This window comes from Streptomyces sp. NPDC045287 (assembly GCF_056432325.1).
On record NZ_JBWKJG010000038.1, the window covers coordinates 1 to 23,986 of the forward strand.

Annotated in this window: 18 protein-coding genes; 2 read left to right on the forward strand and 16 right to left on the reverse strand. The window is 73.2% G+C overall.

The features are described 5' to 3' along the window. Positions 1-170 precede the first annotated feature (170 nt). Entirely contained in the window at positions 171-1,529 is a 1,359-nt protein-coding gene (locus AC07D6_RS32895) for a helix-turn-helix transcriptional regulator (RefSeq protein WP_479050518.1), read from the forward strand. A gap of 216 nt (positions 1,530-1,745) precedes the next feature. On the opposite strand, the gene AC07D6_RS32900 is transcribed toward AC07D6_RS32895, so the two are convergent. The 11 genes from AC07D6_RS32900 to AC07D6_RS32950 all read right to left on the reverse strand — a co-directional run bounded on the left by AC07D6_RS32900 (position 1,746) and on the right by AC07D6_RS32950 (position 16,592). Beyond that, entirely contained in the window at positions 1,746-2,624 is an 879-nt protein-coding gene (locus AC07D6_RS32900; RefSeq protein ID WP_479050520.1) for a phosphotransferase, read from the reverse strand. Beyond that, positions 2,621-3,172, reverse strand: a complete 552-nt coding sequence (locus AC07D6_RS32905; RefSeq protein WP_479050522.1) for an AAA family ATPase — start codon at positions 3,170-3,172, stop codon at positions 2,621-2,623. The genes AC07D6_RS32900 and AC07D6_RS32905 overlap by 4 nt, the downstream gene beginning before the upstream one ends. Positions 3,173-3,237: 65 nt before the next feature. Continuing rightward, positions 3,238-5,136 (reverse strand): hypothetical protein, encoded by a 1,899-nt coding sequence (locus AC07D6_RS32910; RefSeq protein ID WP_479050524.1) that lies wholly within the window; start codon positions 5,134-5,136, stop codon positions 3,238-3,240. Continuing rightward, complete coding sequence (locus tag AC07D6_RS32915) at positions 5,136-7,301, reverse strand: HAD-IA family hydrolase (protein WP_479050526.1); 2,166 nt, start codon at positions 7,299-7,301, stop codon at positions 5,136-5,138. Before AC07D6_RS32915 ends, AC07D6_RS32910 begins: the two co-directional genes overlap by 1 nt. Next, complete coding sequence (locus AC07D6_RS32920) at positions 7,298-9,022, reverse strand: non-ribosomal peptide synthetase (protein WP_479050528.1); 1,725 nt, start codon at positions 9,020-9,022, stop codon at positions 7,298-7,300. The genes AC07D6_RS32915 and AC07D6_RS32920 overlap by 4 nt, the downstream gene beginning before the upstream one ends. Next, complete coding sequence (locus AC07D6_RS32925) at positions 9,023-10,354, reverse strand: PLP-dependent aminotransferase family protein (RefSeq protein ID WP_479050530.1); 1,332 nt, start codon at positions 10,352-10,354, stop codon at positions 9,023-9,025. It abuts the gene before it with no gap. Beyond that, positions 10,351-11,673: a PLP-dependent aminotransferase family protein gene (locus tag AC07D6_RS32930; protein ID WP_479050532.1), complete on the reverse strand. Its 1,323-nt coding sequence runs from the start codon at positions 11,671-11,673 to the stop codon at positions 10,351-10,353. The genes AC07D6_RS32925 and AC07D6_RS32930 overlap by 4 nt, the downstream gene beginning before the upstream one ends. A gap of 27 nt (positions 11,674-11,700) precedes the next feature. Continuing rightward, positions 11,701-12,561 (reverse strand): TauD/TfdA family dioxygenase, encoded by an 861-nt coding sequence (locus tag AC07D6_RS32935; protein ID WP_479050535.1) that lies wholly within the window; start codon positions 12,559-12,561, stop codon positions 11,701-11,703. A 28-nt stretch (positions 12,562-12,589) separates the two neighbouring features. Beyond that, positions 12,590-13,828, reverse strand: coding sequence for a glycosyltransferase family protein (locus tag AC07D6_RS32940; RefSeq protein ID WP_479050537.1), 1,239 nt, complete (start codon positions 13,826-13,828; stop codon positions 12,590-12,592). Then, positions 13,825-14,580, reverse strand: a complete 756-nt coding sequence (locus AC07D6_RS32945) for a glycosyltransferase family protein (protein WP_479050539.1) — start codon at positions 14,578-14,580, stop codon at positions 13,825-13,827. Before AC07D6_RS32945 ends, AC07D6_RS32940 begins: the two co-directional genes overlap by 4 nt. Beyond that, positions 14,577-16,592, reverse strand: coding sequence for an aminotransferase class III-fold pyridoxal phosphate-dependent enzyme (locus AC07D6_RS32950; RefSeq protein ID WP_479050541.1), 2,016 nt, complete (start codon positions 16,590-16,592; stop codon positions 14,577-14,579). The genes AC07D6_RS32945 and AC07D6_RS32950 overlap by 4 nt, the downstream gene beginning before the upstream one ends. A gap of 399 nt (positions 16,593-16,991) precedes the next feature. Here AC07D6_RS32950 and AC07D6_RS32955 point away from each other — a divergent pair, with 399 nt between their 5' ends. Beyond that, positions 16,992-18,401 (forward strand): Twin-arginine translocation pathway signal, encoded by a 1,410-nt coding sequence (locus AC07D6_RS32955; RefSeq protein WP_479050543.1) that lies wholly within the window; start codon positions 16,992-16,994, stop codon positions 18,399-18,401. A gap of 131 nt (positions 18,402-18,532) precedes the next feature. Here the strand turns inward: AC07D6_RS32955 and AC07D6_RS32960 are convergent, their stop codons facing one another. The 5 genes from AC07D6_RS32960 to AC07D6_RS32980 form a co-directional block, all read right to left on the reverse strand. Further along, entirely contained in the window at positions 18,533-20,908 is a 2,376-nt protein-coding gene (locus AC07D6_RS32960; RefSeq protein ID WP_479050545.1) for a glycoside hydrolase family 15 protein, read from the reverse strand. Then, positions 20,905-21,099, reverse strand: a complete 195-nt coding sequence (locus AC07D6_RS32965; RefSeq protein ID WP_479050553.1) for a DUF5999 family protein — start codon at positions 21,097-21,099, stop codon at positions 20,905-20,907. The genes AC07D6_RS32960 and AC07D6_RS32965 overlap by 4 nt, the downstream gene beginning before the upstream one ends. A 62-nt stretch (positions 21,100-21,161) precedes the next feature. Beyond that, positions 21,162-22,601: a helix-turn-helix transcriptional regulator gene (locus tag AC07D6_RS32970; protein WP_479050547.1), complete on the reverse strand. Its 1,440-nt coding sequence runs from the start codon at positions 22,599-22,601 to the stop codon at positions 21,162-21,164. Positions 22,602-22,603: 2 nt separating this feature from the next. Next, positions 22,604-23,518, reverse strand: a complete 915-nt coding sequence (locus tag AC07D6_RS32975; RefSeq protein ID WP_479050549.1) for a hypothetical protein — start codon at positions 23,516-23,518, stop codon at positions 22,604-22,606. Then, positions 23,515-23,763 (reverse strand): helix-turn-helix domain-containing protein, encoded by a 249-nt coding sequence (locus tag AC07D6_RS32980; RefSeq protein WP_479050551.1) that lies wholly within the window; start codon positions 23,761-23,763, stop codon positions 23,515-23,517. Before AC07D6_RS32980 ends, AC07D6_RS32975 begins: the two co-directional genes overlap by 4 nt. Positions 23,764-23,986 lie beyond the last annotated feature (223 nt).

The following is a 23,986-nucleotide window of genomic DNA, read 5'->3' on the forward strand; positions in this document are numbered from 1 at the left end:
TGAACGGGCCTATCCAGGAGGGCTCCGACGCCGTGATCACACCAGCCACGACAAGATCATCTCAACCCTGACCAGCAGTTACGGGACAACCTCTAGCATTCGTGCTGCCCCCTTTTTTCATGCCCTCGGGCAGGTGTCTCCCGTGGAGAACGAGGAGACAAGGAAACCTCATGGTTGCTCAGGGGATAACCCCCTTCGGCGATGGCGACGCGGAGAAACAGGAAGCGTCGCACCACGGCGAAGAACTCGCCGGTCAGTTCATGGGGTTCGGTAGCTGGCTGAAGCGATGGCGCCAGGCGGCTGGGCTCACCCAGACCCCGGTGGCCAAGGCCCTCGGCATGGGGGTGCGGACCTACCGCAACGTGGAAAAGGGCGCGACCCCGCCGCGGTTCACCAAGGCCCAGTGCGAAGCGCTGGCTGAACTGCTCCAGCTCGACAAGAGCGAGCGCCACGCACTGCTGCTGTACAACATCGGCACCACCCTTGACGATGACCCGCTCGTTGGCGTGAATCCCGAACTGCGCAAGGCGATGCGTCTGCTGATCGACCGGCAGATGCCTTCGCCCGCTTACCTGACCGACCGCAACTGGAACATCCTGGCCTACAACCAGGCGATGGCCGAATGGTGGCCATGGGCCATGGAGCCACGCGCCAACCTGATGCGCTGGGCACTGACGAACCTTGAAGCCCGCACCCTGTACCACGACTGGGACATGCACGCCACGGCCTACATTCGGCTGCTGAAGTTCGCCCAGGCCACCCACAAGGACAACTCCGAGCTGGCGGAACTGATCGCCGAGGTCCGCCGGAACCCCGACGTGGACCGTATCTGGCGCACCGAGGCCGACATGGAGGCCGACCGAGACGGCCACGTGTTCCGGATGATCGTTCCCGCCCTGGGCTGGCAGACCGTCGAGGTCGTCTCCCACGTCCTTCACCCGGCGGCGACGCCGCACTGCCGATTCGTCGTGATCACCTGGGTCGAGGCCGAATCCTCCAACGACACGACCGACGCCCTCGGCGGCAAACGCAACGCCTGGGCCGGCGCCGAGCCCGAGGCGCAGCCGCCAGCTCAGGCCGAAGCCGACGCCGCTCGGCGCCGAGCGGCCCACGCGCTTACCGCCAACCTGGTCGTCGACAGCGCCGACGAGGCCGCAGCGCTCGCCGGTCCGGGCGGCGTTCCCCTCCCTGCGCTCAGCGCGCTGGTCGGTCCGGACTGCCGGCTCACCCTGTCTCCCGAGACCCGTTCCGTGGTGTGGGCCACGGAGGAGGCCCCCGGGGAGTGGAGCATCACCGAACTGGGCGCCGGCGCCGTCGTCGACCGCATCCACACCCCCGTCATGAGCCTCGAAGCCCGCACCGAGCTGAAGCTACTGGTACGTGCGTCCCTGCCCGACTGCGACCAGGCCGCCACCGAGCATCTGGCCCAGCAACTGTCCCAAGCGGACTTCCGCACCGCGTTGCTGAAGGAGATCCTCGGAGACCTGCAGGACCGCGCAGGCCGAGACCGCTACTTCGGCGCCGCCTGACGGTGGGCCCGACCCCATGGCCCGGCCGCCGAAGGCGGCCGGGCCATGGGCAGTAGTGGGTGCCTTCGAAGAAGGCGCCGCTGTCGAAGATCAGGCCGTGGCCGCAGGCGTGATGGAGCGTGGCGGCCAGGTCGGCGGCGCGGTCGAGCGAGGAGTGGAAGCCGGTGGTGGCGGTGACGACGTGCATCGATCGGCTTGCGGGTGGGCCAGAAGTAGTCATATGGGGCTTCGCCCGTGCGGAATGGCGGTTCCGGGCGCGGGTTCGGGCCAGCTGCGTACGGCGGCGGTCAGGAGGGCGCGGGCCTCGTTGGCGAAGGCGTGCTGCCCGAGAGCGGTGGCGGTGACGACGATGGCGGCGGCGTCGGTGACCGTGCAGATCCGGATCAGTTCGGTCTCGGCCGGGTCCGGTTCGCGGCCGTACCCGCAGTAAAACGCGGTCCGAAGGTCGGGGCGGCGGTGGAGGGTGCGCTGGGTGATCCGCAGGAAGTCGCGGCCGGCGGCCTCGTAGCGGCTGGTCTCGAAGTCGATGACGCTCACTGTCCCGCCCCGCACCAGGAGATTGCGGCCGGTGAAGTCGAGGTGGGAGGGGTGTGCCTGCTGTGCGGGGAGGGCGTCCAGCAGGTGGAGTGCCTCGTCGAGAACGGTGAGGTCGTCACCGGTCAGAGGGGCAGTTCCGTTGGTGAGTTGCCGGCGGATGTACGCGGCGCGGTCGGGGCCGAAGGAGGGCAGGACGGTGCGGGGCGCGGTGGTGTGGAAGCGGGCGAGCAGGGCGCCGGCGGCCCCGTACGCGTGGCGTTCCTCGCGTCGGGTGAGGGGGAGGGACTGCAGGGGGCGGCCGGCGACCGCGGTCATCAGCAGCAGGTGTTCGTCCTCGTCGACGTCGAGGAGCTGGGGCGCGCTGGGGCCGAGCGCGGGGGTCCAGCGGGAGAGCGCGGCGTACTCGCGCTGAAAACTGCCGGTGCTGGTGTTGGACTTGAGGATCGTTTCGTGGCCGTCGGTGTCCCTCAGACGCAGCACGGTGGTGGACGTGCCGGGCCAGCTGTGGTCCGCGACGACCTCGGCCGGCCCGGTCATCCGGGCTACCGCGCTGGTCACGGGCGCAGGAGGGGGAGGGCGCGGGCGAGGACCTGCTCGGGAGTGAGGCCGGTGGTGTCGATCACCTCGGCCTGCTCGCCCAGCCAGGTCGCGTACGCCGCCTCGTAGTCGGCGAGCCGGCGGCGCCGGAAGGCGCGGACCTTCTCGCTGCGCTCCTCGTCGCCGGGAAACTCCATGCTGCCCTCGATCCGGGCGTGCAGCGTGTCGGAATCGGCGTGCAGGAGGAGGTGGCGGACCTTGACGCCGTCCTTGTTCAGGGCGTCGAAGATCTCGTCGGCGTACTCGCGGCGCAGCAGCGTCATCGGCGCGATGACCGGGCCGCCGTGGGTGTGGTGGTCCAGCTCGGCGCAGACCTGGGCGACCAGGCTGCGCCACATCGGGTAGTCCTGGAAGTCCTTCCGCCGGCTGGGGTGGTCGCCGAGGCTCTTGCGGAGGAGGAACCCGACTTCCTCCGGGTCCGTGATCACACTTCCGGCGAGGTGCTGGTGGAGGAGGCGGGCGGTGGTGGTCTTGCCGCCGCCGAAGGGGCCGTTGATCCAGATGAGCATGCGCTTCTCTTTCGTGTTCGTCGGTCCGGTCAGCCGGCCGGGAACCGGGGCCCCGGCCGGTGCGGTTACTGCGGGTGGTCGGTGCCGCCCGGGAGCGGCAGGAGGGGAAGGCGGTACTGGTGGTAGGCGACGTGGAAGTCGTCGGCGTGCACGACCCAGAGCCGGTCGAGTTCCGGGAGCGGGTCCGCGGGCGGGGTGAGGGTGACGGTGTGCCGGCCCGGGGCGGCGCGCAGGACAGCGTGATCGTAGGAGCCGCGCCGGGTGGAGCGGGGGCGCAGATGAACAGCGCACAGGCCCCGGGCCTGCTCGGGGAAGGTGACGTGGAGGGCGGCCGGTTGACCCGGGACCAGGGCCTGCGGAACTTCGACGTCGAGCGGGCCGAGGGTGGCCGGGAGGCTGAGGGCCGGCCCGCATTTGGGGCACCGGACGGTACGGCGGCCGGTGAGTCCGAGAGGGCTGGCCAGGTGCTCGTACTCCCGGGGCGCGCGGCAGTACCCGCACGCGGGGGCGGGTGACCAGTGGGAGGTGCGGTGGTGGGCGCGGGCGGCGATGAGCTGGCGGGAGAACGCGCCGCCCCTGGTGCGGCTGAGGATCGCGAGCGTCGCGTGGGCCCAGCGCAGACTCCGCTCCTCCATACGGGACTGCCACTCTCCGCCCGGTACCCGGATGGCGGCCAGGAGTATGGCCAGGGCCTCTTGGCGGTGGGTGGTCATCTCTTTCAGGCAGGCGGCGAGGTCCTGGTCGGGGCGCTCGTGGAGGGCGGCGCGCAGGGCGTGCTCGAAGGCGTCCGCGTCACCCAGCCGTACCTGCCACCGGCTGAGCTCCTCGGCTTCCGCGCTGGTGCGGGCCGGGGCGCGGCCGGGGGCAGCGGTTGGGCGGGCGGGGGACGTGTCGTCGCCGGGGTGGAGCCGCTGCTCGGGGTCGCCGAGGAGGATCGCGGAGGGGCCGCGGATGCCCCGGTGGGCGCCGTCGTCGTCGAGGAGGGCGGCGCACTGGCCGAGCCGGGCGCCGGAGTGGAGAGCCTCGGCGGTGAGGCGGGGCTCGTGCCCGCTGGTGTCCAGGTCACCGCGGAGCAGTCCGAGGATCGCCTGTGGATGGCCCTCCACGGCGTCCAGGGCGAGGTTCACGTCGGACGGGAACTGCTCGCCGCCGTGCGGGGTGATCGCGTTGCATACGAAGAGACCGAGGACGCGGGTTTGTAGATCGTGCGGGGCGAGGGGCCGCGTGCGTCCGTGCGGGTCGGTCTTGCAGCGCGCGGGCGTGCACCCACCGGGCAGGACGGCGCCGTCGAGGGTGCGCTCGCGTGGTCCGCTGAGCCCGCACAGGGTCACGGCACCGAGGGAGGCGTGCGCGGCGGAGCCGTGGGCGTCGACCAGGAGGGCGGGCCAGGGGGCGGCGAGGACGTCGGCGATCGTGCTGCGCTCCTCCTCCCTTCCTCCGGTCAACACCCGGCCGATGCCGGTGGTGCCGTCGAGGAGCCCGGCGCGCGCCGGGCCGGCGGCGGGGCGGGCCAGGAGTTTGGCCGCGGCGAAGGTGCAGGCGGCGTCATCGCGGCCGGTGAGGAACCCGGCGAGTGTGTCCTGTTCGGCCAGGGCGGTCAGTAGCGGCATCAGAACGCCGAGGCGGAGCGCGTGGGCGCGGGCGACGACGAGGACGCTGCCGCCCCGCCTCCCCAGGACACCCGAGGAGTAGAAGAGGGCCGGGTCGAGGGAGTGGTGGGGGCGGCCGAGGGCCTGGGCGACGAGCTCGCCGAGGTCCTCGTGCCCCGCCAGACTCACCACCCGCGCCCCCGGCGGCGCATCCGGGCGGACCTTGGGGCCCGGGTAGGTGTGCAGGACGTTCGCCCACCGGTCGGCGCGCTCGCGCTCCGCGGGGCGCAGGACGGGAACCATGCCCTCGGCCAGCAGCCGGGCGGCCTCGACGAGGGTGGCCGCCCACTGGTACCCCTCGGGCAGGCGGGGCATCAGCGGACCTCCTGGTCGGCGGGCGTGATCAAGGCGCGGAGCCGGTAGCCGACCGCCGTGGCCGTCGGCATGCGGGCGGCTGCCTGGGAGGCGGCCTTCATGCCGCGCTCGTGACGGGCGTCGGTGAGCTGGTGCTGGTAGGGCCAGGCCCGGTCCGCGAGCGCGTCGAGGGCCTGCCGCGGGGTGCGGTCCTCGGTGAACTCGGCCAGGAGCCGGGTCCGGGTGGGCCATCCAAGGGCGGCGAGGTACTCCGTGACCCGCTGGTCGGTGCCCTTGCCGAAGAACAGCGGCAGCGGGCCGCCGTCGAACGCCGCCTTGCGGTAGGCCGCGTCGATGGCCGCGAGCGGATGGGAACCGGCCGGGTGCAGGAGCAGGCGGACGAGCCGGCCGCCGGGGCGCAGGACGCGCAGCGCCTCCTCGGCGGCGAGCAGCGGGTCGGCGGTGAACTGCAGCACCTCGTGCTCGACGACGAGGTCGCAGCTCCCCTCGGAGAGGGGAAGCATCAGGGCGTCGGCTTCGACGACGCGGACGCCGGGCAGCCGCGCCTCGGCGAGGAGGGCGGCCATCGCGGCGGACGGCTCGACGGCCCGGTAGGACTTCGGGCCGTGCACGGCGAGCTGCCGGGTGATCCGCCCCGTCCCCGCACCGAGCTCCACCACATCACGGCCGGCCACGTTCTTCGCCGCCCAGGTCCCCAGCGCTTCGACCATCGGTGCGGCCAGAGGGCGGTGCCGGTCGTACACGGCGGCCAGGGCCGGGGTGTAGAGGGGGTCGTCGGCGGCCCGCGCGCTGAGGTCCGGGACCGTGCCGAGCAGCGGGGCGAGTGCGGTCGCGGTGTACCGCCACGGCCAGGAGCTGGTGGTGTCGAGGACGAGCTGGGTGAGGTGGAGCAGGTGGCGCAGGACGTCGAGGAGCGGAGTGAGGGCGGTGGCGAGACCGTTCCGGGTGGTGGGGTCGGCGCGCAGGGAGGCCGTCAGCGCGTCGCGAACGGCGGCGGGGAGGTAGCGGGAGGCCGCTGTGCCGGGCCAGGGTGCCGGCTGGTGCCGCAGGAGCATCGCGGCCAGCGCGGTCAGGTTCTGGCGGGCGGTGTCCAGGTGGGTCGCGGCGGCCAGCAGGTCGTCCATTTCCGCGGCGGCGGCGAGCTGGCCGAGGGACCAGCCGGTGTGGTGGAGCAGGTCGGCGGCGCGCGGCGCGGCGGCTGTGCGGGTGGCGGGGAGCCAGGGCGGCAGGTGTTCGGCGTCCACGCCGGAGGAGGTCGCCGCCCACGCGTCCAGGTACCCGGCGGCGGTGCGGGGGTCGGCGCCGTGGGGCATCAGCCGCCAGGTGGTGAGGTGTCCGCAGGTGGTGACGGTGGCCAGGGCGTCGGGGCCGAGCGGCACCGCCGTGGTGGTCGGGTCCTGCGCGGTCAGCTGGGCGGCGAGATCCGCCGGGGCCCGGCCGGTGGCGAGGAAGCGGGTCGAGGCCGCGGTGCGGCCGTCGGCTTCGGCGTGCCCGGCGGCCGGTGCCGTCCCCGTCGGCGCGGTCCGCGGCTGCGGGACCGCCACCACCGGCGGGAGGGTGAAGCCGAGGCCGGTCAGGAAGTCCTCGAACTCCTCGGCGCCGGTGAAGTGGTGGGCGTGCAGTCCCAGGTGAAGGGCGGCGGTGACGTTGGTCCGGCTGTCGTCGGTGAAGGCGACGTGCCCGGCCGGCAGGTCCATCATCGTCAGCGCCGCCGTGTAGGCGCCGGGGGCGGGCTTGGTCACCTTGATCTCGGCGGAGTTGGCGATGTGGTCGAACACGTCGTCCAGCCCGTGCAGTGCCAGGTCGGCGGCGACGACGGTGGTGTTGTTGGTCAGGGCACCGATCACGAGACCGGCGGCGCGGGCCCGCCGCAGCAGGTCGGCCATCGCCGGATTCGCCTCACCTCGGTCGGCCGCCCACAGGTCGGCAGCACGCTTCCCGGCGTCCCCGAAGACGGAGGTGAGACGGTCGCGGACCTGGTCGACCCACTGCTCGTGGGTCCAGATGCCGTGGTGGGCCAGGTCGAAGCCGCCGTCGTAGGCGACCTCGCGGACGGCCTGCTCGGGCAGGCCGCACGCGAGGGCCGCGGTGATCGCGCTGCGGCGCGGCCACAGACGTACGACGCCGTCGAGGTCGACGAGCAGCCCGAGGATCGGCTGGTTCATGACGTCCTCCCGGACAGGATGGTGGAGAGGAACCGGGTGGTGGGGTCGGCGTGGAACGCGTCGAGGGTGATCTCGGTGCCGTAGCGCTCGTTGACCAGCTGGAGCAGGAGCAGCGCGGCCAGGGAGTCGCCGCCGGCGGCGAAGAAGTCCCGCGTGCCGTCGGCCGGCGTGCCGGTCTGCTGCCGCCACCAGGCCGCGACGTCCTCCGGCAAGGCCGGCCCCGCCTCCTTCGCGTCCGGCGCGGCGGCGTCAGGAGCGGCGGCGAGGGCGCGGCGGTCGATTTTTCCGGATGTGGTTCTGGGCAGGCAGGGGCGTCCGATGATGAGCGCCGGAACGGCGGAGGGCGGCAGCTGTGCCGCCAGGCGCTTGCGCAGCCGGGTCGGCAGGTCGGGGTCGTCCGTCTCCACGTGCAGGACCAGCCGGGGGCGGCCCGTTGTGCTCTGGTCGGTCAGCAGCACGGCCGCGCGCACACCGGTCGCCTGTGCGGCGGCGTGTTCGACCTCGCCCGGTTCCAGGCGGACGCCGCCGAGGTTGAGCTGGCCGTCGACGCGGCCGAGGAACACATACCGCCGGTCCTCCGGTCGCTGCCGCACCACGTCCCCGGTCCGGTACACCCGCTCGGGTCGTCTCCCGTCGCCGGGGCCGGGCAGGCGCAGAAGGAGGAATGCCTTGGCAGTCTCCCCCGGCCGGTCCAAGTAGCCGGCGGCCAGTCCTTCGCCGCCGAGGTAGAGCTCACCGGCCACCCCGACCGGTACCGGCCGCTGGTAGGTGTCGAGGACCCAGGCGCGTACGCCGGGCAGCGGACGGCCGACGGGAACGGGGCCCTCGCCCGGGGCGACGTGCTCGTGGACGATCGCGTCCACGCACGCCTCGGTCGGGCCGTAGGCGTTGGCGACGTCGTACCGGTCGATCCACGCGGCGAGCGGACCGGGGTGGAGTGCCTCGCCGCCGAGGACGATGCGCCGCAGGTGGGGCAGGTCGGTGAACGGCGCGGCGGCCAGGTAGGTCGGGGTGGCGGTGAACGCGGTGATCTCGTGGTTGGCGAGGAAGTGGGGCAGAGCCGGGCCGGGAACGCGGTCGCGCGGCGCGGCGATCTGCAACCGGGCCCCGACCGTCAGCGCGCCCAGAACCTCCCACAGCACCGCGTCGAAGGTGAGCGCGGTCAACTGCGCCACACGGTCGCTGGAGGTGAGGCCGGACCATCGCGGCAGGACCGACGCCCGGGCGGCGATGGCGCGGTGGGACACCAGGACGGACTTGGGAGTGCCGGTACTGCCGCTGGTGTGCCAGATGCAGGCGATCTGGTCCTCGTCCGTACAAGCCGCGGGCAGCGGGGCCTCGGACCGGGTCGGCCCGGTGGCCGGGGCGGTCGCGGTGAGGCCGTCGGCCCATCCGGGAGCCGCGGCGGGGGTGAGGATGCCGGTGGCCCGGCACACGGCGGCGATCCGGCGCAGCCGCTCGGGCGGGTGCGTCACATCGACCGGGACGGCCGGGCATCCGGCGTGCCACGCACCCAGGAGGCCGGTCACCCACGCGGTGCCCGGCGCGAGCGCCAGCAGCACCGGGCCGCGACCGGGGTTCGCCTCGCGCAGGCGGGCCGCGGTGTGCAGGACGGCCGCCCGCAGCTCGGCGTAGGTGAGCTCGCCCTGCTCGTCGGCGACGGCGATGGCGTCCAGGTGCCGGTCGGCGACCGTGTCCAGCAGGTCGGTCAGGGCCGTCATCTACACCACTTCCTTCCGGGGCGCCGGCAGCACGACGCCGCGGTGCGCCGCGCGCAGCAGACCGAGGGTGTGCAGCAGGTCCTGGTGCGGGACGGACAGGTTCACGCGGATCCGCGGCGGCCCGGGGTACAGGTGGTGCCAGGACTCCTTGGTGCCGCCGAAGAGCAGGTGGGCGTTGAGCTTGAGGTCGAACTGGCGGCCGACGGCGTTGACCCAGGCGACGGTCTGGTCGGGACGGTCGAGATCGGCGACCAGGCGCGGCAGCAGCGAGTACCCGGAGATCGGGCGCAGGTGGGTGCCGGTCTCCAGCAGGTCGCCGGCGTGCTGGTTCAGCAGGTCGAAGCCGCGGGCGAAGTGCCGGCTCATCGCGTCGAGGTGATCGACGATGGCCCGGCAGTCCTTCTCGGAGGGCACGGTGGGCACCTGGTGGCGCGCGTACTGCTCGGTGATCCACCGGTGGCGGCGGGAGAAGGCGGCCGGGTCGCGGTCGTGGGCGGCCTCCGCGAGGAGCAGAACGGTCAGGTAGAGCAGGACGACCTGCCCGGGCAGGGGGTTGCTGGAGGCGGTGCGGTCGAAGAGGTCGTCGCGGACCGCGCCGAGGAGGGAAGTGCTCCCGCTGATGAGCAGGCCGGGGCGGATCCCGGGGATGCACAGGTCCTTCGACGGCGTCATCAGCACGGCCCTGTCCGACACCCCGCCGGACAGGGTGGCGCGGACCCGGTCGGTGACCTGGTGCGGGCTCGGGCCGGTGCCGCCGGCGAGGAAGACGACATCGACGACCCGGAAGTCCGCCTGGAGCGGCGGCGGGGTGTAGAGGGTGCCGGTGACGCCGTTGGGGAAGATCTCCACCAGCGCGGTCGCCGTGGCGCCGGCCCCGGTGGTGTGGAGGGCGCCGTCGTGCCGGTAGCGGCCCAGGATCGTGCCGCCCCACCGGCGCGGGGTCTGCTCGAAGGCGTAGTAGCAGGGCGCGGGCAGTACCAGCCCGGCGTCGCAGGAGGCCAACCAGCGGGTGACCAGACCGATGCCCTCGGTGGCGCCGTTGGTGAAGACGACCTGCTCGCCGTCCAGGTCGACGCCCAGGTAGGCGCCGGCCAGGGCCGCGGCCAGGGCCCGGTCGTGAGCGTCTTCCGGGGTGCCGTACTCGTGCAGGCGCCCGGCGCGCGCACACGCCTCCAGGGCCTGGTGGAGGAACCGGTGGGTGGCGGGCGCGGCCGGGTACAGGTTGTAGCCGTAGCCGATCTGCGCGCTGGCCGGGGAGACGCCGTCGCGCAGTTCGCGGTAGACGGCCACGCAGGGGGCGTCCTCGGTGACGGGAGCGGTCAGCGAGCTCATCGAAGCACCCCCTCAAGGACGCCGTGAACGTCAGCCACCGCGCTTGCCAGCACCGCCTCGTCGAACCGGGGCGTGAACGGATAGGGGCGGGCGGGCCGCAACGCGGCCGTCCGCTCGGCGAGTTCGTCCAGCGGGACGCTCCCGCCGGTGGCCGCGATCATGATCTCGGCCAGGCGCGGCATGTCCTGGGTGCCCAGCCCCCGCCACGTCGCCTCGGCCAGCCCGAGGCGCAGGGCGATACGGCCCAGCGGAAGGTCGGAGAGCCAGTTCACGTGCAGCCCCGCCCCGTACAGGCGTGCGGCAGCGTCCCGGGCGGTCGGCTGCGGGGTGCGGGCGACCCACAGCTGGTGGGTGCCGGTGAACCCGAACTCACCGCCGGCCAGCCCCCATCCCCCGCGGGCGAGTTCCTTGCCCAGGGCCCGGGCGTTGGCGATGACGGCCCGGGAGTACGGGCCGGCCTGGTCGGCGAACACGGCGAGGCTGAGCCCGAGCGCGGCGACCGTGCCGAAGTGGTGGTGGGACACATGGCGGGGCTGGACCTTCTTGAGCTGCTCCGCCAGGCCGCGGGTGCGGGTGGCGATGACGCCCTTCTGCGGGCCGGGGAAGCTCTTGTGGGTGGAGGCCGACAGGCTGTCCGCGCCGCTGGTGAGCGGGTTGGGCAGCGCCCCGCCGAGGACGAGGCCGAAGGTGTGGGAGATGTCCACGTGCAGGAGCGTGGGCAGACCGCACTGGGTGATCGCGGCGGCCAGCGGACGGATGTCGAGGCTGGTCAGAGCGTGGCACTGGTCGACGTAGACAAGGGTCGGGCGGTGCGCGGTGAGGAAGCCGGCGAGCTTGTCCTCGTCCAGGTCGTACATGCCGCGTCCGGGGAGGTGGACCGGCGTGTAGCCCATCTGCCGGGCCACGTCCGCGGTCGCGTAGTGCCCGCCCTGGGCGGGGGCCAGGCACGCGATCGTGCTGCCGGGCGATCCGCCGAACGCGGCGACGACCATCTGCATCGCGTGCAGCCCGGACAGCGGGCGCACGTTCACCCCGGCGGCGCCGGTCAGGCGGGCGAGCAGCGGGACGGCGAGGCCGGTCTCCAGCCACGCGGCCTCCTTGGCCGCGGGGAACCGCCAGTCGCCATCCGCCGGGCCGGGGGCTTCGTCGAACATGTACCGGCCGTACAGGTCGGCGATCAGCGGCAGCCGGGTGATCGGGGCCATGGAGTTCTCGGCGGGGATGAGGCTGAGGGTGCGCCGGGCGCGTTCCTCGTGAGCGCGCAGCACATCCAGGCCGCGGGCCAGCAGCTCGGCGCCGCTGGGAGGGGACGAGTTCATGGTCCGGACTCCTGACGGGAGAAGGGATTACGCGAGCGGGCGGCGGGTGAACAGGGCGCGCAGCAGCAGACGCGGCGGGGCGTACGGGGCGTCGCGGAAGGCGGTGCGGCCGTGTCCGAGGCGGTCGTTGGCCAGGACGAGGGCCTGCCCGGGGGCCAGGGTGAAGTCGGTGCGGAAGGCGCTGCCGGGCCGGGCGGCGGCGTCGAGGAACGCCAGGGCCCGCCCCATGGCCGCCTCGCCGCCAGGCGTGGGGTGGTAGGTGTCCGTGGCCGTCCGGCTGTAGCGGGTGGTCCAGGAGCCGGAGCCGTCGCGGGCGAAGGCCGGTCCGGACGTGGAGTGTCCGACGGCGAACGTGCTGGTGCGCACCAGGGCCGCATCGTGGGCGAGCTGGTCGGCGGCCTCCCGGTCCAGACGGCGCAGTTCGGCGTAGGCGTCGACCAGGTTGACCAGGTAGGAGGCGCCGCCCTCGGCGGCGGCGGTCGCGCACAGCATGAGCGTGGTGGGGATCTGCCCGAGGTGCTGGAGTGTGCCGTCGCAGTGGACGTTCTGGCCGGCGCGGTCCTGGAAGGGGTGGCTGCCGCCCGGACTAGCGGTCAGATGGCTGACGCCGGTGGTGGTGTGGCTGCTGCTGGAGTAGAGCGGCGGGGTGAACGTCTCGCCCAGGTTCAGGGCGGCGGCCAGATCGCTCAGGTGCCGGGCCTCCGGGGCGACGTGGGGGACGTGCACGATCGCGTACCCGCAGCGCCGGTACTGCTCGACGATGCGGTGGCGCTCCCGCTCGCCGGGCAGGGTCCAGGCGCCGGCCTCGATGGGCGCGGCGGGGGCGGTGGCAAAGCCGGGAAGGTGCCGGGCGTCGGTGGCGGCGGGGGCGATCAGCGGGGTGGGCATGGTGAGACGTCCTTCCGTGGGCGGAGGGTCAGATCACGGCCGGGGCCTGCCGCAGCAGGTCCGGGTGCTGGGCGAGGAGGGTCTGGACGCGGTCCTGGTGGCGCCGGTCGGTGCGATCGGGCGCCCGGTGGCCGGCGTCCAGCAACCGAAGGAGTGGCTCCAGGTGGTGCTCCAGGGCGAACCGGCCGCGCGGGGCGCGGGCGCGGTCGAGGGCGGTGAGGTAGGAGCTGCGGTCCGGGCCGTCGGTGACCGCGCGGCGCAGGGCGGCGGCCAGCTCGTGCGGGTGGCCGGGGTCGACGACCGGTCCGATGCTGAGGGCGGCGACGAGGTCGCCGGTGGCGCCATGACCGTCGACGACGACGGGCAGCCGGTACAGGGCGGCGTCGCGCAGCCGCAACCGGTGGCACGTCATGTTCTCCGCCGTACGGCCGCCGGTGATCACCACGGCGCGGGCGGCCTTCACCCATCCGTCGCGCTCCCGGTGCGCCACCGGCTCGCCGGGCCACGACACCCTGTCCTGCACCCCGAGTTCGCACGCCGTCGCGAGCAGCGGTCCGAGCCGCTCGGGCGACGGGGCGTACAACAGGCGCAGAGTGAGGCGGCTGGTCCGGTCCGCCGCGAGCGCGCGCAGGACGGGCTCGGGGTGGCAGTAGTCCCACACGCCGCCGTTCCACAGCAGCTCGCACGCCACGTCCACGCGGGCCGTCGCGGCGTCCGCTACCGCGCGGGAGTGCTGGTTGTAGCCGATCGGGACCAGGCTCACCAGGCTGGCCAGATCGGCGCCAGCCCGGTGGTGCAGCGCCGACATGCGGCCCGCCGCGACCAGGGCGCCCAACGTCGAGGCCCGCTCCGCCTCCGAGCGGACCAGCAGATGGTCGGAGAGGAGGAGCTGAAGCCGCCACCGCGCGACCGTGTCCCGGTACAGGTCCTCCGCGCCGGGCCCGGCCAGCGCGTCGAAGTGGAGGTGCTCGATGGGCGGGGCGTTCTCCGCCACCAGCAGCGTGCCGCGCTCGTAGGCGTCCAGCAGCAGGCGGGTGTCGGGCAGGTCGGTGCTGATCACGGCGTCGCTGGAGGCGACGGTCTCCTCGTGCCCACCGGCGGTGATCGTGACGCCGGGGTGGGTGAAGTCGGAGGCGCGGGGCGCGCAGAGGGCGACCTGGTGGCCGGCGTCGGCGAGGACCTGCGCCGTCTCCCACAGGCGCAGGCCGATACCGCCGAGCTGGTCGTCGACCGGGTAGGGCCCGGCGAGGATCGCGATCCGGCTCACGCGCCTTCTCCCTTCCAGTGGGCGCTGACCGCGGGCCACGTGCCCAGGTCGGTGAACGGCCCGACCTCGACGGCCACCGCGCGCAGCACGGGTTCCATCCGGTGGGGGCGCTCGGGCCGGCCGAGCGTCGCGTGGTGCAGTGCACCGACGAACCCGCAGGCCGCGCGGCGGGCGAAGCCGTAGCCGAACCAGACGGCGTTGAACCTGCGGATGCGGGCCCCGGTCAGGCCGGGCTTGTCGGCGTAGTCGGTGACCCGCAGCAGCCCGCCGTCGTCCCTTCGCACGCGCAGCACTCCGTCGACCGCCAGACGCTCGGCGCTGTCCTCCAAGGCGGCGAGGAACACGGACTCGTGTCCGGCGTGGATCAGGTCCAAGGCCCGGCCGACGGCGTCGGGCTCCGGGGCGTCGAGGACCTGGTCCGCCAGGAGCACCAGGGTGGCGGGCCCGAACCAGGGCTCGGCGGTCAGGACCGCGCCGGTCGACTCCGGCAGATCCGGGTCCTGGCGGATCACGGCGAGCGGCAGGCCCATCGCGCGGCAGCGGCGCTCCAGATGCCGCCCGGTCGGCTCCCGGCCCTCACCGAGCACCGCGACGAGCCGCAGCCGGGCGGCGTGCGGGGCGAGCAGGACCAGGGTGTCGTCCAGAGCCACGCGGCCCGGCCCGATCGGCAGGAGTTCCTTCGGGGTGGGCAGACCCAGCCGGGCGCCGCGCCCGGCCAGCGGCAGGACCACCGTGTCGCGCGGCCCGGTCACCGGGCACCGCCCACGGTCACCGAGCGGATTGCGTCGGACAGCGCACGCGCGCCGTCCTCGGCCTCCTCGGCGCTGATGACCAGCGGCGGGGCGACGGTCAGGACGGGCCCGAAGGCGCGGATCAGGACGCCCCGCTCCTGCGCGACCCGGGCGACAACGGAGGCCAGCTCCATGGAGGCGACCTCGACGCCGATCAGCAGCCCCCGCCCGCGCACGTCGCGGACGGCCGGTACCTCCCTCAGCGGGGCCAGCGCGTCAAGGAGCTGCTCGCCGCGTGCGGCTGCGGCCGTCACGAGCTTGTCGCCTTCGATGATGTCCAGGACGGCGAGCGCCGCGGCGCAGGCGGTCGCATGGCCACCGGTGGTGTGCCCGTGGCGTAGTCCGCCCAGCAGCGGGTCACCGGCAAACGCCCGGTAGATGTCCTCGCGGACGGTGACCGCGGCCAGCGGCGCGTACCCGCCGGTCAGGCCCTTCGCCGTGGTGATGATGTCCGGGGCCGGCCCGTCGGCACCGAGATCGTGCTCGAAGCCGAACATCCGCCCCGTGCGCCCGAAGCCGGTCGCCACCTCGTCCGCGATCAGCAGGATGCCGTGGCGGTCGCACACGGCGCGCAGTCCGGCCAGGTCGCCGGCCGCCGGGACAATGACGCCGCCCACGCTCAGGATCGGCTCGACGAGAACGGCGGCGACCGACTCAGGGCCGACGGCCTGGATCTGCGCCTCCCACTCAGCGACGCCGGGGACGTGGCACTCGGCGTGGTTCCCGCCGGCCGCGCACGGCGTGCAGCGCGGGGTGGCCAGGTGGGCGTAACCGCCGGGCAGGGGGCCGGCGCCGTCGCGGCGGAACGGCGCGGCGGTCGCGGCGATCGCGGCCGTCGTCGCGCCGTGGTAGCCGTCGGCGAACGACATCACGGTCGTCCGGCCGGGCCGCCCCTGGAGGCGGTGCCACATCCGTGCGATCTTCACCGCCGCCTCGGTCGCCTCCGACCCCGAGTTGCAGAACAGGGTGTACTCCAGCGGGGCGGGCAGCAGGCTCGCGATCCGGGCGGCGAGCTTCCGCGCCGGAAGCGTCGACACCTCGGCGAGGTCCCAGGTCATCAGCCGGGACGCCTGCCTGCTGATCGCCTCGACGACCGCCGGGTGGCCGTAGCCGACGGTGGCGTTCAGGGTTCCCGAGCGCAGGTCCAAGTACTTGCGCCCCTGGTCGTCCTCCACGTGGCAGCCGCGGCCGGCAACGAGCGTCAGCCGCTCCGGCTGCTGGATCGGCGTCCACGGATGCCAGACGCGGTCGCCGTCCCCGGAGGGAATTCGCGGCGGGGCAAGAACGGTCACTTCTGCTCCTTCGGGCGCGGTGTCAGTGGTTGCCGGGCGGGGCCCGGCGGGGTTCGGGGCGGCGAGCGCACGTCCTTCGAGAAGGCGGTCCGCGACCTCGCGGGCCATCTCGCCCGGGAGGCGCCGACTGCTGTCGAGGACCATGAGCCGGTCATGGCGCCGGCCCATCCCGTACAGGTGGAAGGCGTGGAAGCGCTCGGTGAACGAGTTGACGTGGACAGTGCGCTCGTCACGGACGTCGATGCGCGCACGGCTCTGTCCGAGACGGACTGCCCTTGCCCCGGGCGAGGCGTGGAGGAAGACCGCGAGGTCGAACCGTGCGAACGCGCGGGGCCATCGCAGAGCGAGCGCCGCCGCGAGGTAGGGCCCTCCGGCCATCCCGAACGCGACCGTCCTGTCGCCGTAGCCGTCCTGGACGATCACATGGCCGCGAGGCCGCGGTGGCAGCAGACGGACGAGCAGCCCGTCGAGCAGGAATCCGCCGATCACGTACGCGGTGGTCGTCCACCAGCTGTCCGGCTGACGGGCCGAGGACAGACGGCGCAGCAACGGCTGGAGGGGGTGGAGACCGGCGAGCATGCCCCGGTGCCGAACGGCGGGAACGCCGCGCTTCTCCAGTTCCGCGACCAGGGCTCGCACCAGTGTGGACTTGCCCGCCATGTCGACCCCGTCGACGAGCACCCGCAGCTCCAGCGCGGGGCCAGCGGTGTCCGGCCTTGAAGCCGAGGGTCTTGTCGGTGGATGAGGTGCCGGGAGGCGCTGGTGCGGAGCCCATGGTTGTCCCTGGAGTCGATGGGGTGAGGCGGCTTCGGTCTTCGAGGAGGCCATAGGGGAGGTGAGTGGGATAGGCGGACGGCATGTGCCAGGTGGGCCGCGTGCTGTTCGCAGGCCCAGAGTGCGCCGCGCAGAGCCTCACGCTGCTCAGGGTGTGCTGTGCGCGGGCTTCCACGATGTGCTCTTTGCTGACTGGCCGTCATTGTGCGTGTGCAGTATGTACATTGACCGCCGCGGTCAATGTCGACCCGGAGTCCGCCGGGGCCGGATGACCGGGGGCGCGGTGGAGCGACGAGGGGGCGGACGGTGGGGAAAGTCACGCGAGCACGTCGTGCGGAGATTCAGCGTGAGGCGGCCCGGCTGCGGGCTCAGTGCCAGCGTGAGGGCCGCACCCAGGAGCGGACCGTCACCACGCTCAGAGCGGCGCTTCCCGAGCTCACGGCGCTGGAGGCATGGCGACTGGCTCTGGGGTGGTCGCGGGCGCACGCGATCCGCGAGGTGGCGGCGGTCTACCTGGCCGACGGTCTGCTGCCGCCGAGCCTGTCGCAGGCCCTGCTGTGCCGGTACGAGCACGGGCAGGCGGAGCCCGGCGACGAGTACAGGATCATGATCTCCCGGGCGTACGGGGCACGTCCGGAACAACTCGGCCTGGAGACACGCCACCTGTGGTGCAGTACGTGCGCGGCCCCGCTGCCCCTCCACTACGGTCAGCGGCAACGCGAGGAACCGACTACCGGCCGAAAGGAATCCATGACGACCACGAGCGGACTGCCCGCCATCCGTGAATCCGTACAGTGGGCCGTCCAGGACGCGCCCGAGGGCTCTCCTTCCCTTGTGACCCTGGCCGAGGCGGCCGTGGAGCACTACGCCCTCAACTACAGCAAGCACCCGCCGGCCGTCCTGCTCGACGAGGTCCGCGCGACCCGCAACCTGCTCTCCACCGTGGTGGCCGCCTCCGACCGGGAGACCGCCCGCAGCCTCCGCCAGCAGGTCGGCTGGCTCTCGGCGCTTCTCGGGAACCTCGCCTACCACTTGGACGACCGCGCCGGGGCCCGGGCCCACCTGACGCTGGCGGGCACCTTCGGCGAGTCCACCGGCGAGACGGCCCTCACCGCCTGGTCCAGCGGAGCCCTGGCCATGGTCGCCACCGCGCGCCAGGACTGGGACCACGCTCGCCGACACGCCGAGTACGGTCTTCAGCACGCACCCGAGGGGCTGCGCCGCGCGCAGCTCCTGGGCTGGGCCCTGCTGCCAACGCTCGCCGCCCTGAAGCGCGCTTCGGAAGCCGATGACGTCATCAGCGAGAGCGACGACATCATGCGCTCGGCCGTCGAACTGCCCGGCCGCTTCGGATACGACCGAGCCGAACACCGCCTGCACGTCGCCGAAGCCCACCTGACCCTCGAACGGTACGACCGAGCCGCTGGCGTCGCCCGCGAGTCCATCGCCGCCGCCCCCGCCGCGACACCGGCGTGGGTGGCAGCCACCCTCGTCCTCGCGCTCGCCGAGGCCCGCGACCAGCCGGACCAGGCCGCCAGCCGCGCACTGGGCGTGCTCGACCTCATTCCGCCACCACGGCTTCGCGCGACCGCCCGGAACCGCCTGTCCCGTCTCGGACGTCTGCTCGATGACTCGACGAATGCCTCGGCAAACGAGCTGGTCGAGCGCCTGCGAAGGCTTCCAGCCCCGATCCGTGCCGACGGAACAGCCGCGTAGCCGCCTGGCATGACCGACGGGGTGTCTGCGGTCATCGACGTTGTCGTTCACCGCGCTGAACCGGCCGTACTGCTCCAGCGCCTGGAAGAGGATGTTGGCCAGACAGGGTCCGTCGAGGGTGACGCGGTTGCTCACGGTTTTTCTCCGTGCCGTCCGTGGCCGGCGACCGCCGAGTTCAGGCAGGCCGCGGGGAGGCCGGGATCCGTGTTCCGCTGTCCGGGTACGGCCAGGGCGGTCGTCCGCTGCAGCCGCACGGCGGCGAGGACCAGCCCGATGTGGCTGAACGCCTGCGGGTAGTTCCCGAGCTGGCGCTTCAGGCGCGGGTCGTACTCCTCGGCGAGCAGGCCGACGTCGTTGCGCAGCGACAGCAGGCGGTCGAGGACCGCGGTGGCTTCGTCGGCGCGGCCGATCCGGGCGAGGGCCTGGACCAGCCACCCGGTGCAGATCAGGAAGTGGCCTTCGTCGCCGGGCAGGCCGTCGACGCCGGCGTGCTCGCCCTCGGTCTGGTAGCGCAGCAGCAGCCCGCTGTCCGTGCCGAGGTCGCGCTGGACCGCCTCGATCGTGCCGATGACCCGCTTGTCGTCGGCGGGCAGGAACCCGGCGAGGAGGGCGTGCAGGAGGGAGGCGTCGAGCGCGGTTCCCCCGTAGTACTGCACGAAGGTGTTCCGTTCGGAGTCGTAACCCCTCTCGCACACCTCCTGGTGGATCGTCTCGCGCAGCGCCCGCCACCGCTCCAGGGGGCCGGTGGCATAGCCGTTCTCGATGAGCCGGACCGCCCGGTCGACGGTGACCCAGGCCATCACCTTGGAATGGACGAAGTGGCGGCGCGGACCGCGGATCTCCCAGATGCCCATGTCGGGTTCGCGCCAGAACCTCTCCAGTTCCGCGGCCAGCTCGACGACGACGGTGGCGATGCCGGGCGCCTCCTGCGGGCAGGCGAGCGCGACCTGGTAGAGGAGGTCGGCGACCTCGCCGTACACGTCGATCTGGAGCTGGCCGGCCGCGCCGTTGCCGATCCGCACCGGCGCCGAGTTCTTGTATCCGGGCAGGTGGGGCAGCACCTCCTCCGGGAGGTCCGGTACGCCGTCGATCCGGTACATGATCTGGCGGCGTCCGGGGGTTCCGGCGCACGAGCGGACCATCCAGGCGATCCAGGCGAGGGCCTCGCGCCGGTACCCGCAACGGAGAAGGGCGTCGAGGGCGAGGGCGCCGTCGCGCAGCCACGCGAAGCGGTAGTCCCACTGGCGGACGCCGCCGATCTCCTCGGGCAGGGAGGTGGTCGCCGCGGCCACCAGCGCGCCGGTCGGGACGTAGATGAGGGCGGCCAGGACCAGCAGCGAGCGGATGACCGCCTCGCGGTCCGGACCGGCGTAGGTGCACCGTGCTGCCCATGCCGTCCAGTGGTCGAGGGTGTGCTTCAGCAGGGCGTCGGGGGCGGGCTGCGGGGGCGGGCTGTCGGTGCCTTCCTGCCACGACAGGGTGAGGGCGACCGTCTCGCCCTCGGTGAGGGTGAAGTGGGAGTGGAGGTCGCCGCCGTCCGCCCGAACCGGGACGGTGGCGGTGGCCCACAGCCGTCCGTCGCCGTCTTCACCGAGGTCGACGGCCACACACCGCTCGTCGCTGCGGTCGAGACGGGGGAGGGTACGTCCGTAACCGGGCCGGACCCGCAGAAGCGTCCGCATCGCCACTTCGCCCCGGACTCCGGTCACGATGCGCACGACCTGCGGTGCCTCGTCACCCGGGACCATGAAGTCGGTGACCTTCACCGTGCCGGTCTCAGTGACCCACTCGGTCTCCAGGACCATCGTGTCGCCCGCGTACCGCCGCACCGGGACGGGCACGGAGACCGCACCGGGGAAGGCAGCGGGGGCGAGCTGCCAGAAGCCGTGCTCGGAGGTGCCCAGGAGGCGGGCCAGGGGCGCGGGGGAGTCGAACCGGAGCAGGCACAGCCAGTCGATGCTGCCGTCCCGCCGGACCAGAGCGGCTCCCCGCTGGTCGCCGATCAGGCCGTAGTCCTCGATCGGCCCCGGGCCGTCCGCGTCCGGCACGGGTACGGCCACGTAGAGGCGAGGGCCGCCGGGCTCGTCCCGGTGAACGAGGAACCCGGAGCCCAGCAGGGGCCGGCACACCCGCGCCATCCGCCGGGGCTCCAGGCTGTGCCGGCGGATCAGCACTCCGGTCGGCAGCGGCGTACCGGTCCGGTAGCGCCCGGAAAGGATCCCGTCACGGATCTCCCGCACGAGCTCGTCGTCCTTGGGGTGCGCCTCGTCCGGGCGCAGGCGCCGCGCCGGTCCCCTGCGCGGTACGACGGCGTCACCGTCCGCGTCCAGCTCACGCAGTGCCTTGCGGGTGAGCTTCACCGTCTGGCCCACGCGGCGGGCCAGTTCCTCGATCGGGGGCAGCACCGTGTCGTAGGGGAGCTGGTCGACGATGCTGCGCAGCGCGGCACAGGCCGCGGCGAGTCGCCTCCGCTCGGCGAGGTCCCTTTGACGGGTGGGGGTGCTCATGCGGCCACCGCCGTCGCAGGGCGGTGCGGGGCGATGATCTGCCCGTCGGGGAGCAGTTCCCCGGTGTCCTCGAAGAGCAGGACGCCGTTGCACAGCCGGCTCCATCCCTGTTCGGGGTGGTGGGCGGTCAGGCGGGCCGCCTCGCGGTCGGGGGACTCTGCGGTGGGACAGGGAGGTTGGTGGACGCACATCATGGTGAATTCCTCGTGTGGCATGGGTGGTTGAAGTGCGAGGGGCGGGGACGGTGATTTCGTCAGGCGGATCGGTCCTGGTAGAGGGGCGGTTTCCTTGGCCGGCCAGGAGCGAGGCCGTGTCCTGCGCTGGGGGTCGCCTCCTGGCGTCTCCAGCTCACGCGGAACGGGCCGTCTGGGCGGTCGGGGGGTGTGATCTGCAGGTGGGCGTAGCCGTCGCGGCCGGAGAGGAACCGTGCGGCGGCCTGGGCCTCGGTCTCGTTGGAGGCGTCCAGGTACCGGGTGGGATGGGGGCCCCAGGCCGGGAGCGCCAGCCGGTGGCCGCTGGCGAGCGGCACGATCACATGGCACCCCAGGTCCGGCTCCGCCGGCTGCTGGGCACGCAGCCGGGCCAGGTTGGCGGCGAACATGCTGGGGCCGAGGATCTGCCGTTGCCAGGACCGTCGTATCAGGGCGGGGAGCGTGGCGGCGTCCAAGAGGTTTTGCGCCTTGCGCGCGATGTAGTTGGCCTGGGATATGGACACCCCCTGCTTTCGCGCGTACTCCGTGAGCGTCCCGCCCGCGGCGATCATCCGGACCAGGTCGTACTCCGCGTCCCTCAGCACGAGCGGCTGGGCGGGTTCGGGGGCGGGCAGAGCGCCGAGGGTGTAGGCGAGGTCGACGAGCTGCGGCTGGGTCGCGCCCTCCAGCCCGAAGTACGTGCTGATGCGGCGGATCCGGTAGTGCACGCGCTGGGAGCTCGCCAGCCCGAGCCGGGCGGCCACCTCCGGGCCCCTGTGCCCTTCCGCGAGCAGCGCGAGGACCTTTCGCTCCAGATCCGGCAGGAGCGGCGTGGACGACGCGGACCGTAACGCGGTCGTACCACGCTCGCCCCGCCCTTGGTCACGTCGGCGGCCTGCTGCCGACCGTATGCACCCCTCGGGACTCCCAGCGCCGGGCGCCGCACTCGTGACGATCGCCCTGCCGCTGGCGCGGACCTCCACCAGACCTCTCGCGGCCAGGTCCGCGAGCGCCAGGTCGACGTGCTCGACGGGCACTCCTACCTTCTTCGCCAGCGCGCCGGGGAAGATTCGGGTGGCCGGAGCCAAGTCGCCGGCCCGGATCAACTGCTCGATCCCAGCTGCCACCGAGCCGACCGACGGGCACGGTGCCAACGTCTGCCGGAGTGCCCGCAACATGTCCCGGGCCTTACCGGCCAAGACACACACATCGGCATGGCTTCCCCCGGCAACGAGGTGTTCGGGCGGCGTCAGAGCCGAGATCCAGGCACTCCAACGCGCCCGGTCCGCGGGAGAATCGGTGCCGTCGCGCCGGGACCGCGCCAGCTTGAGCCACGGCCCGGCCGTCGCGTAGACGTGGTGGTACGCGTACTCGACGGTCGTCGGCGTCCACTTGCGACCCCTGGCGAACACCCGTCGCAACGCGATGATGTCCTCCGCCAGCATGGCTGCCGTCTCCGCGACGTCCGGGTCCACCGGCCGGTGAAGCGGGGAAGAGAACACGGTCACTCCGGGTTCGAGGATGAGCAGGCGACGCGGTAGACGAGGAAGTCGGCGCTCTCCTCGTCGGCCGGATCGAAGGGCCGGGCGCGGGACCGCAGGGCGAGCCCCGCGGCGGTCAAGGCCCGGCGCAGGTGGTCGAGGCACTCGCGCCAGTGCTCCTCGGCGCCCGGGGGCAGCAGGCCGGTCTCCCGGTCTCGGGCGAAGGCGTCGGTCGGCCACCAGGTCACCCAGGCGCAGCGGTCGGCCTCGGGCGGCCACACCGTCTGGGTGATGCTGCGGACGACGATCCGGCCGAACGGAGACCGGTCTTGCCGATTCGGGTTGAGGCCGGCCTTGTCCAGCGCGGCACAGACGATCTCCTCCGGCGGCTGCTCGAAACGCGGCCAGCACTGCTGCTGGTAGTGCGGGGGGACGGGCTTCGACAGTGCCCAGGCGGTGTCCGCCGCTACCCGCCTCGCAGGCACCCCGGCGGGCATCCGGTAGACGAGCAGCTCGGCGGTGGGGTGGTAGCGGGGCGAGCACTTGAACCGGCTGGGTTCCACGACGTAGCCGAGGCCCTCCAGGGCCTGAGCGGTCGCGGCGACCCGTTCGCGCCAGTGCTCCTCGGTCCCGGCCGGCACCTGGCCCGTTCTGTCGTTGCGGCTCAGCGCGGCGTCCGGCGACCACTCCACCGTGACGCACAGCTCCGCACCCTCGGGCCAGGCGGCCTCGGTGAGCACGTAGGCACGGCACACTCCAATATTCCGAGGCATCAGAGGCTGGCAGCTGCGCTGGCCGTCGTCCGCGACCTTGACGAGCCAGCTCTCGCCGAGCCCCAGCTCGCGCAGGTGATGGTTTACCAGGGCCCGTCCGCTCTGCGGGTCGGCCGGGTTGTAGACGGGTTCGGTCGTGGGCTCTTGGCGAGTGCCCTCGCTCATGCGGCACCGTCCTCAGCAGACGCGGGCCGCTTCCGCGCGCCGCCACGGCTGCGAAACGTCACGCCGGCCTCGCTGAGCGATTTGTGGACCGCACCGTAGGACCGGCCGCTCCTCTCGACGATCCGCCGAATCGACCAGTTCGCGTCGTACATTTTGAGGGCCCAGGCCCGGAACTCCGCCTCTTCCTCGGGCGTGAGGCGGGCACCGCGCTTGTAGCGCGGCGGGGAAGACGGTGTGGTGGTCATGGCTCTTTCTGACTGAGTTGGAGAGAATGAAGGTCAGAGGTCTGCCGCCGGCTTCGGCGGCGCGTCTCAATGCCAGCGACGTGCATCGCGCCCGGGGCCGCGCCCCGGTCCGGTCCGGCTACGGGACGGGCTCCATCCGTACGACGTCCGCGAGTCGTTTTGACCACTGGCCCTTCGTCGTGCCGAGTGCCACTTCCGCGAGTCGCAGCAGTTGGACGTCGGA

Excerpts from the sequence above, each read along its gene's own strand:
- AC07D6_RS32895 (WP_479050518.1), top strand. The coding sequence starts at position 171 with ATGGTTGCTCAGGGGATAACCCCCTTCGGCGATGGCGACGCGGAGAAA.
- AC07D6_RS32925 (WP_479050530.1), bottom strand. The coding sequence starts at position 10,354 with ATGAGCTCGCTGACCGCTCCCGTCACCGAGGACGCCCCCTGCGTGGCC.
- AC07D6_RS32915 (WP_479050526.1), bottom strand. The coding sequence starts at position 7,301 with ATGAACCAGCCGATCCTCGGGCTGCTCGTCGACCTCGACGGCGTCGTA.
- AC07D6_RS32965 (WP_479050553.1), bottom strand. The coding sequence starts at position 21,099 with ATGTGCGTCCACCAACCTCCCTGTCCCACCGCAGAGTCCCCCGACCGC.
- AC07D6_RS32935 (WP_479050535.1), bottom strand. The coding sequence starts at position 12,561 with ATGCCCACCCCGCTGATCGCCCCCGCCGCCACCGACGCCCGGCACCTT.
- AC07D6_RS32910 (WP_479050524.1), bottom strand. The coding sequence starts at position 5,136 with ATGCCCCGCCTGCCCGAGGGGTACCAGTGGGCGGCCACCCTCGTCGAG.
- AC07D6_RS32905 (WP_479050522.1), bottom strand. The coding sequence starts at position 3,172 with ATGCTCATCTGGATCAACGGCCCCTTCGGCGGCGGCAAGACCACCACC.
- AC07D6_RS32980 (WP_479050551.1), bottom strand. The coding sequence starts at position 23,763 with ATGACCACCACACCGTCTTCCCCGCCGCGCTACAAGCGCGGTGCCCGC.
- AC07D6_RS32920 (WP_479050528.1), bottom strand. The coding sequence starts at position 9,022 with ATGACGGCCCTGACCGACCTGCTGGACACGGTCGCCGACCGGCACCTG.
- AC07D6_RS32975 (WP_479050549.1), bottom strand. The coding sequence starts at position 23,518 with ATGAGCGAGGGCACTCGCCAAGAGCCCACGACCGAACCCGTCTACAAC.
- AC07D6_RS32960 (WP_479050545.1), bottom strand. The coding sequence starts at position 20,908 with ATGAGCACCCCCACCCGTCAAAGGGACCTCGCCGAGCGGAGGCGACTC.
- AC07D6_RS32930 (WP_479050532.1), bottom strand. The coding sequence starts at position 11,673 with ATGAACTCGTCCCCTCCCAGCGGCGCCGAGCTGCTGGCCCGCGGCCTG.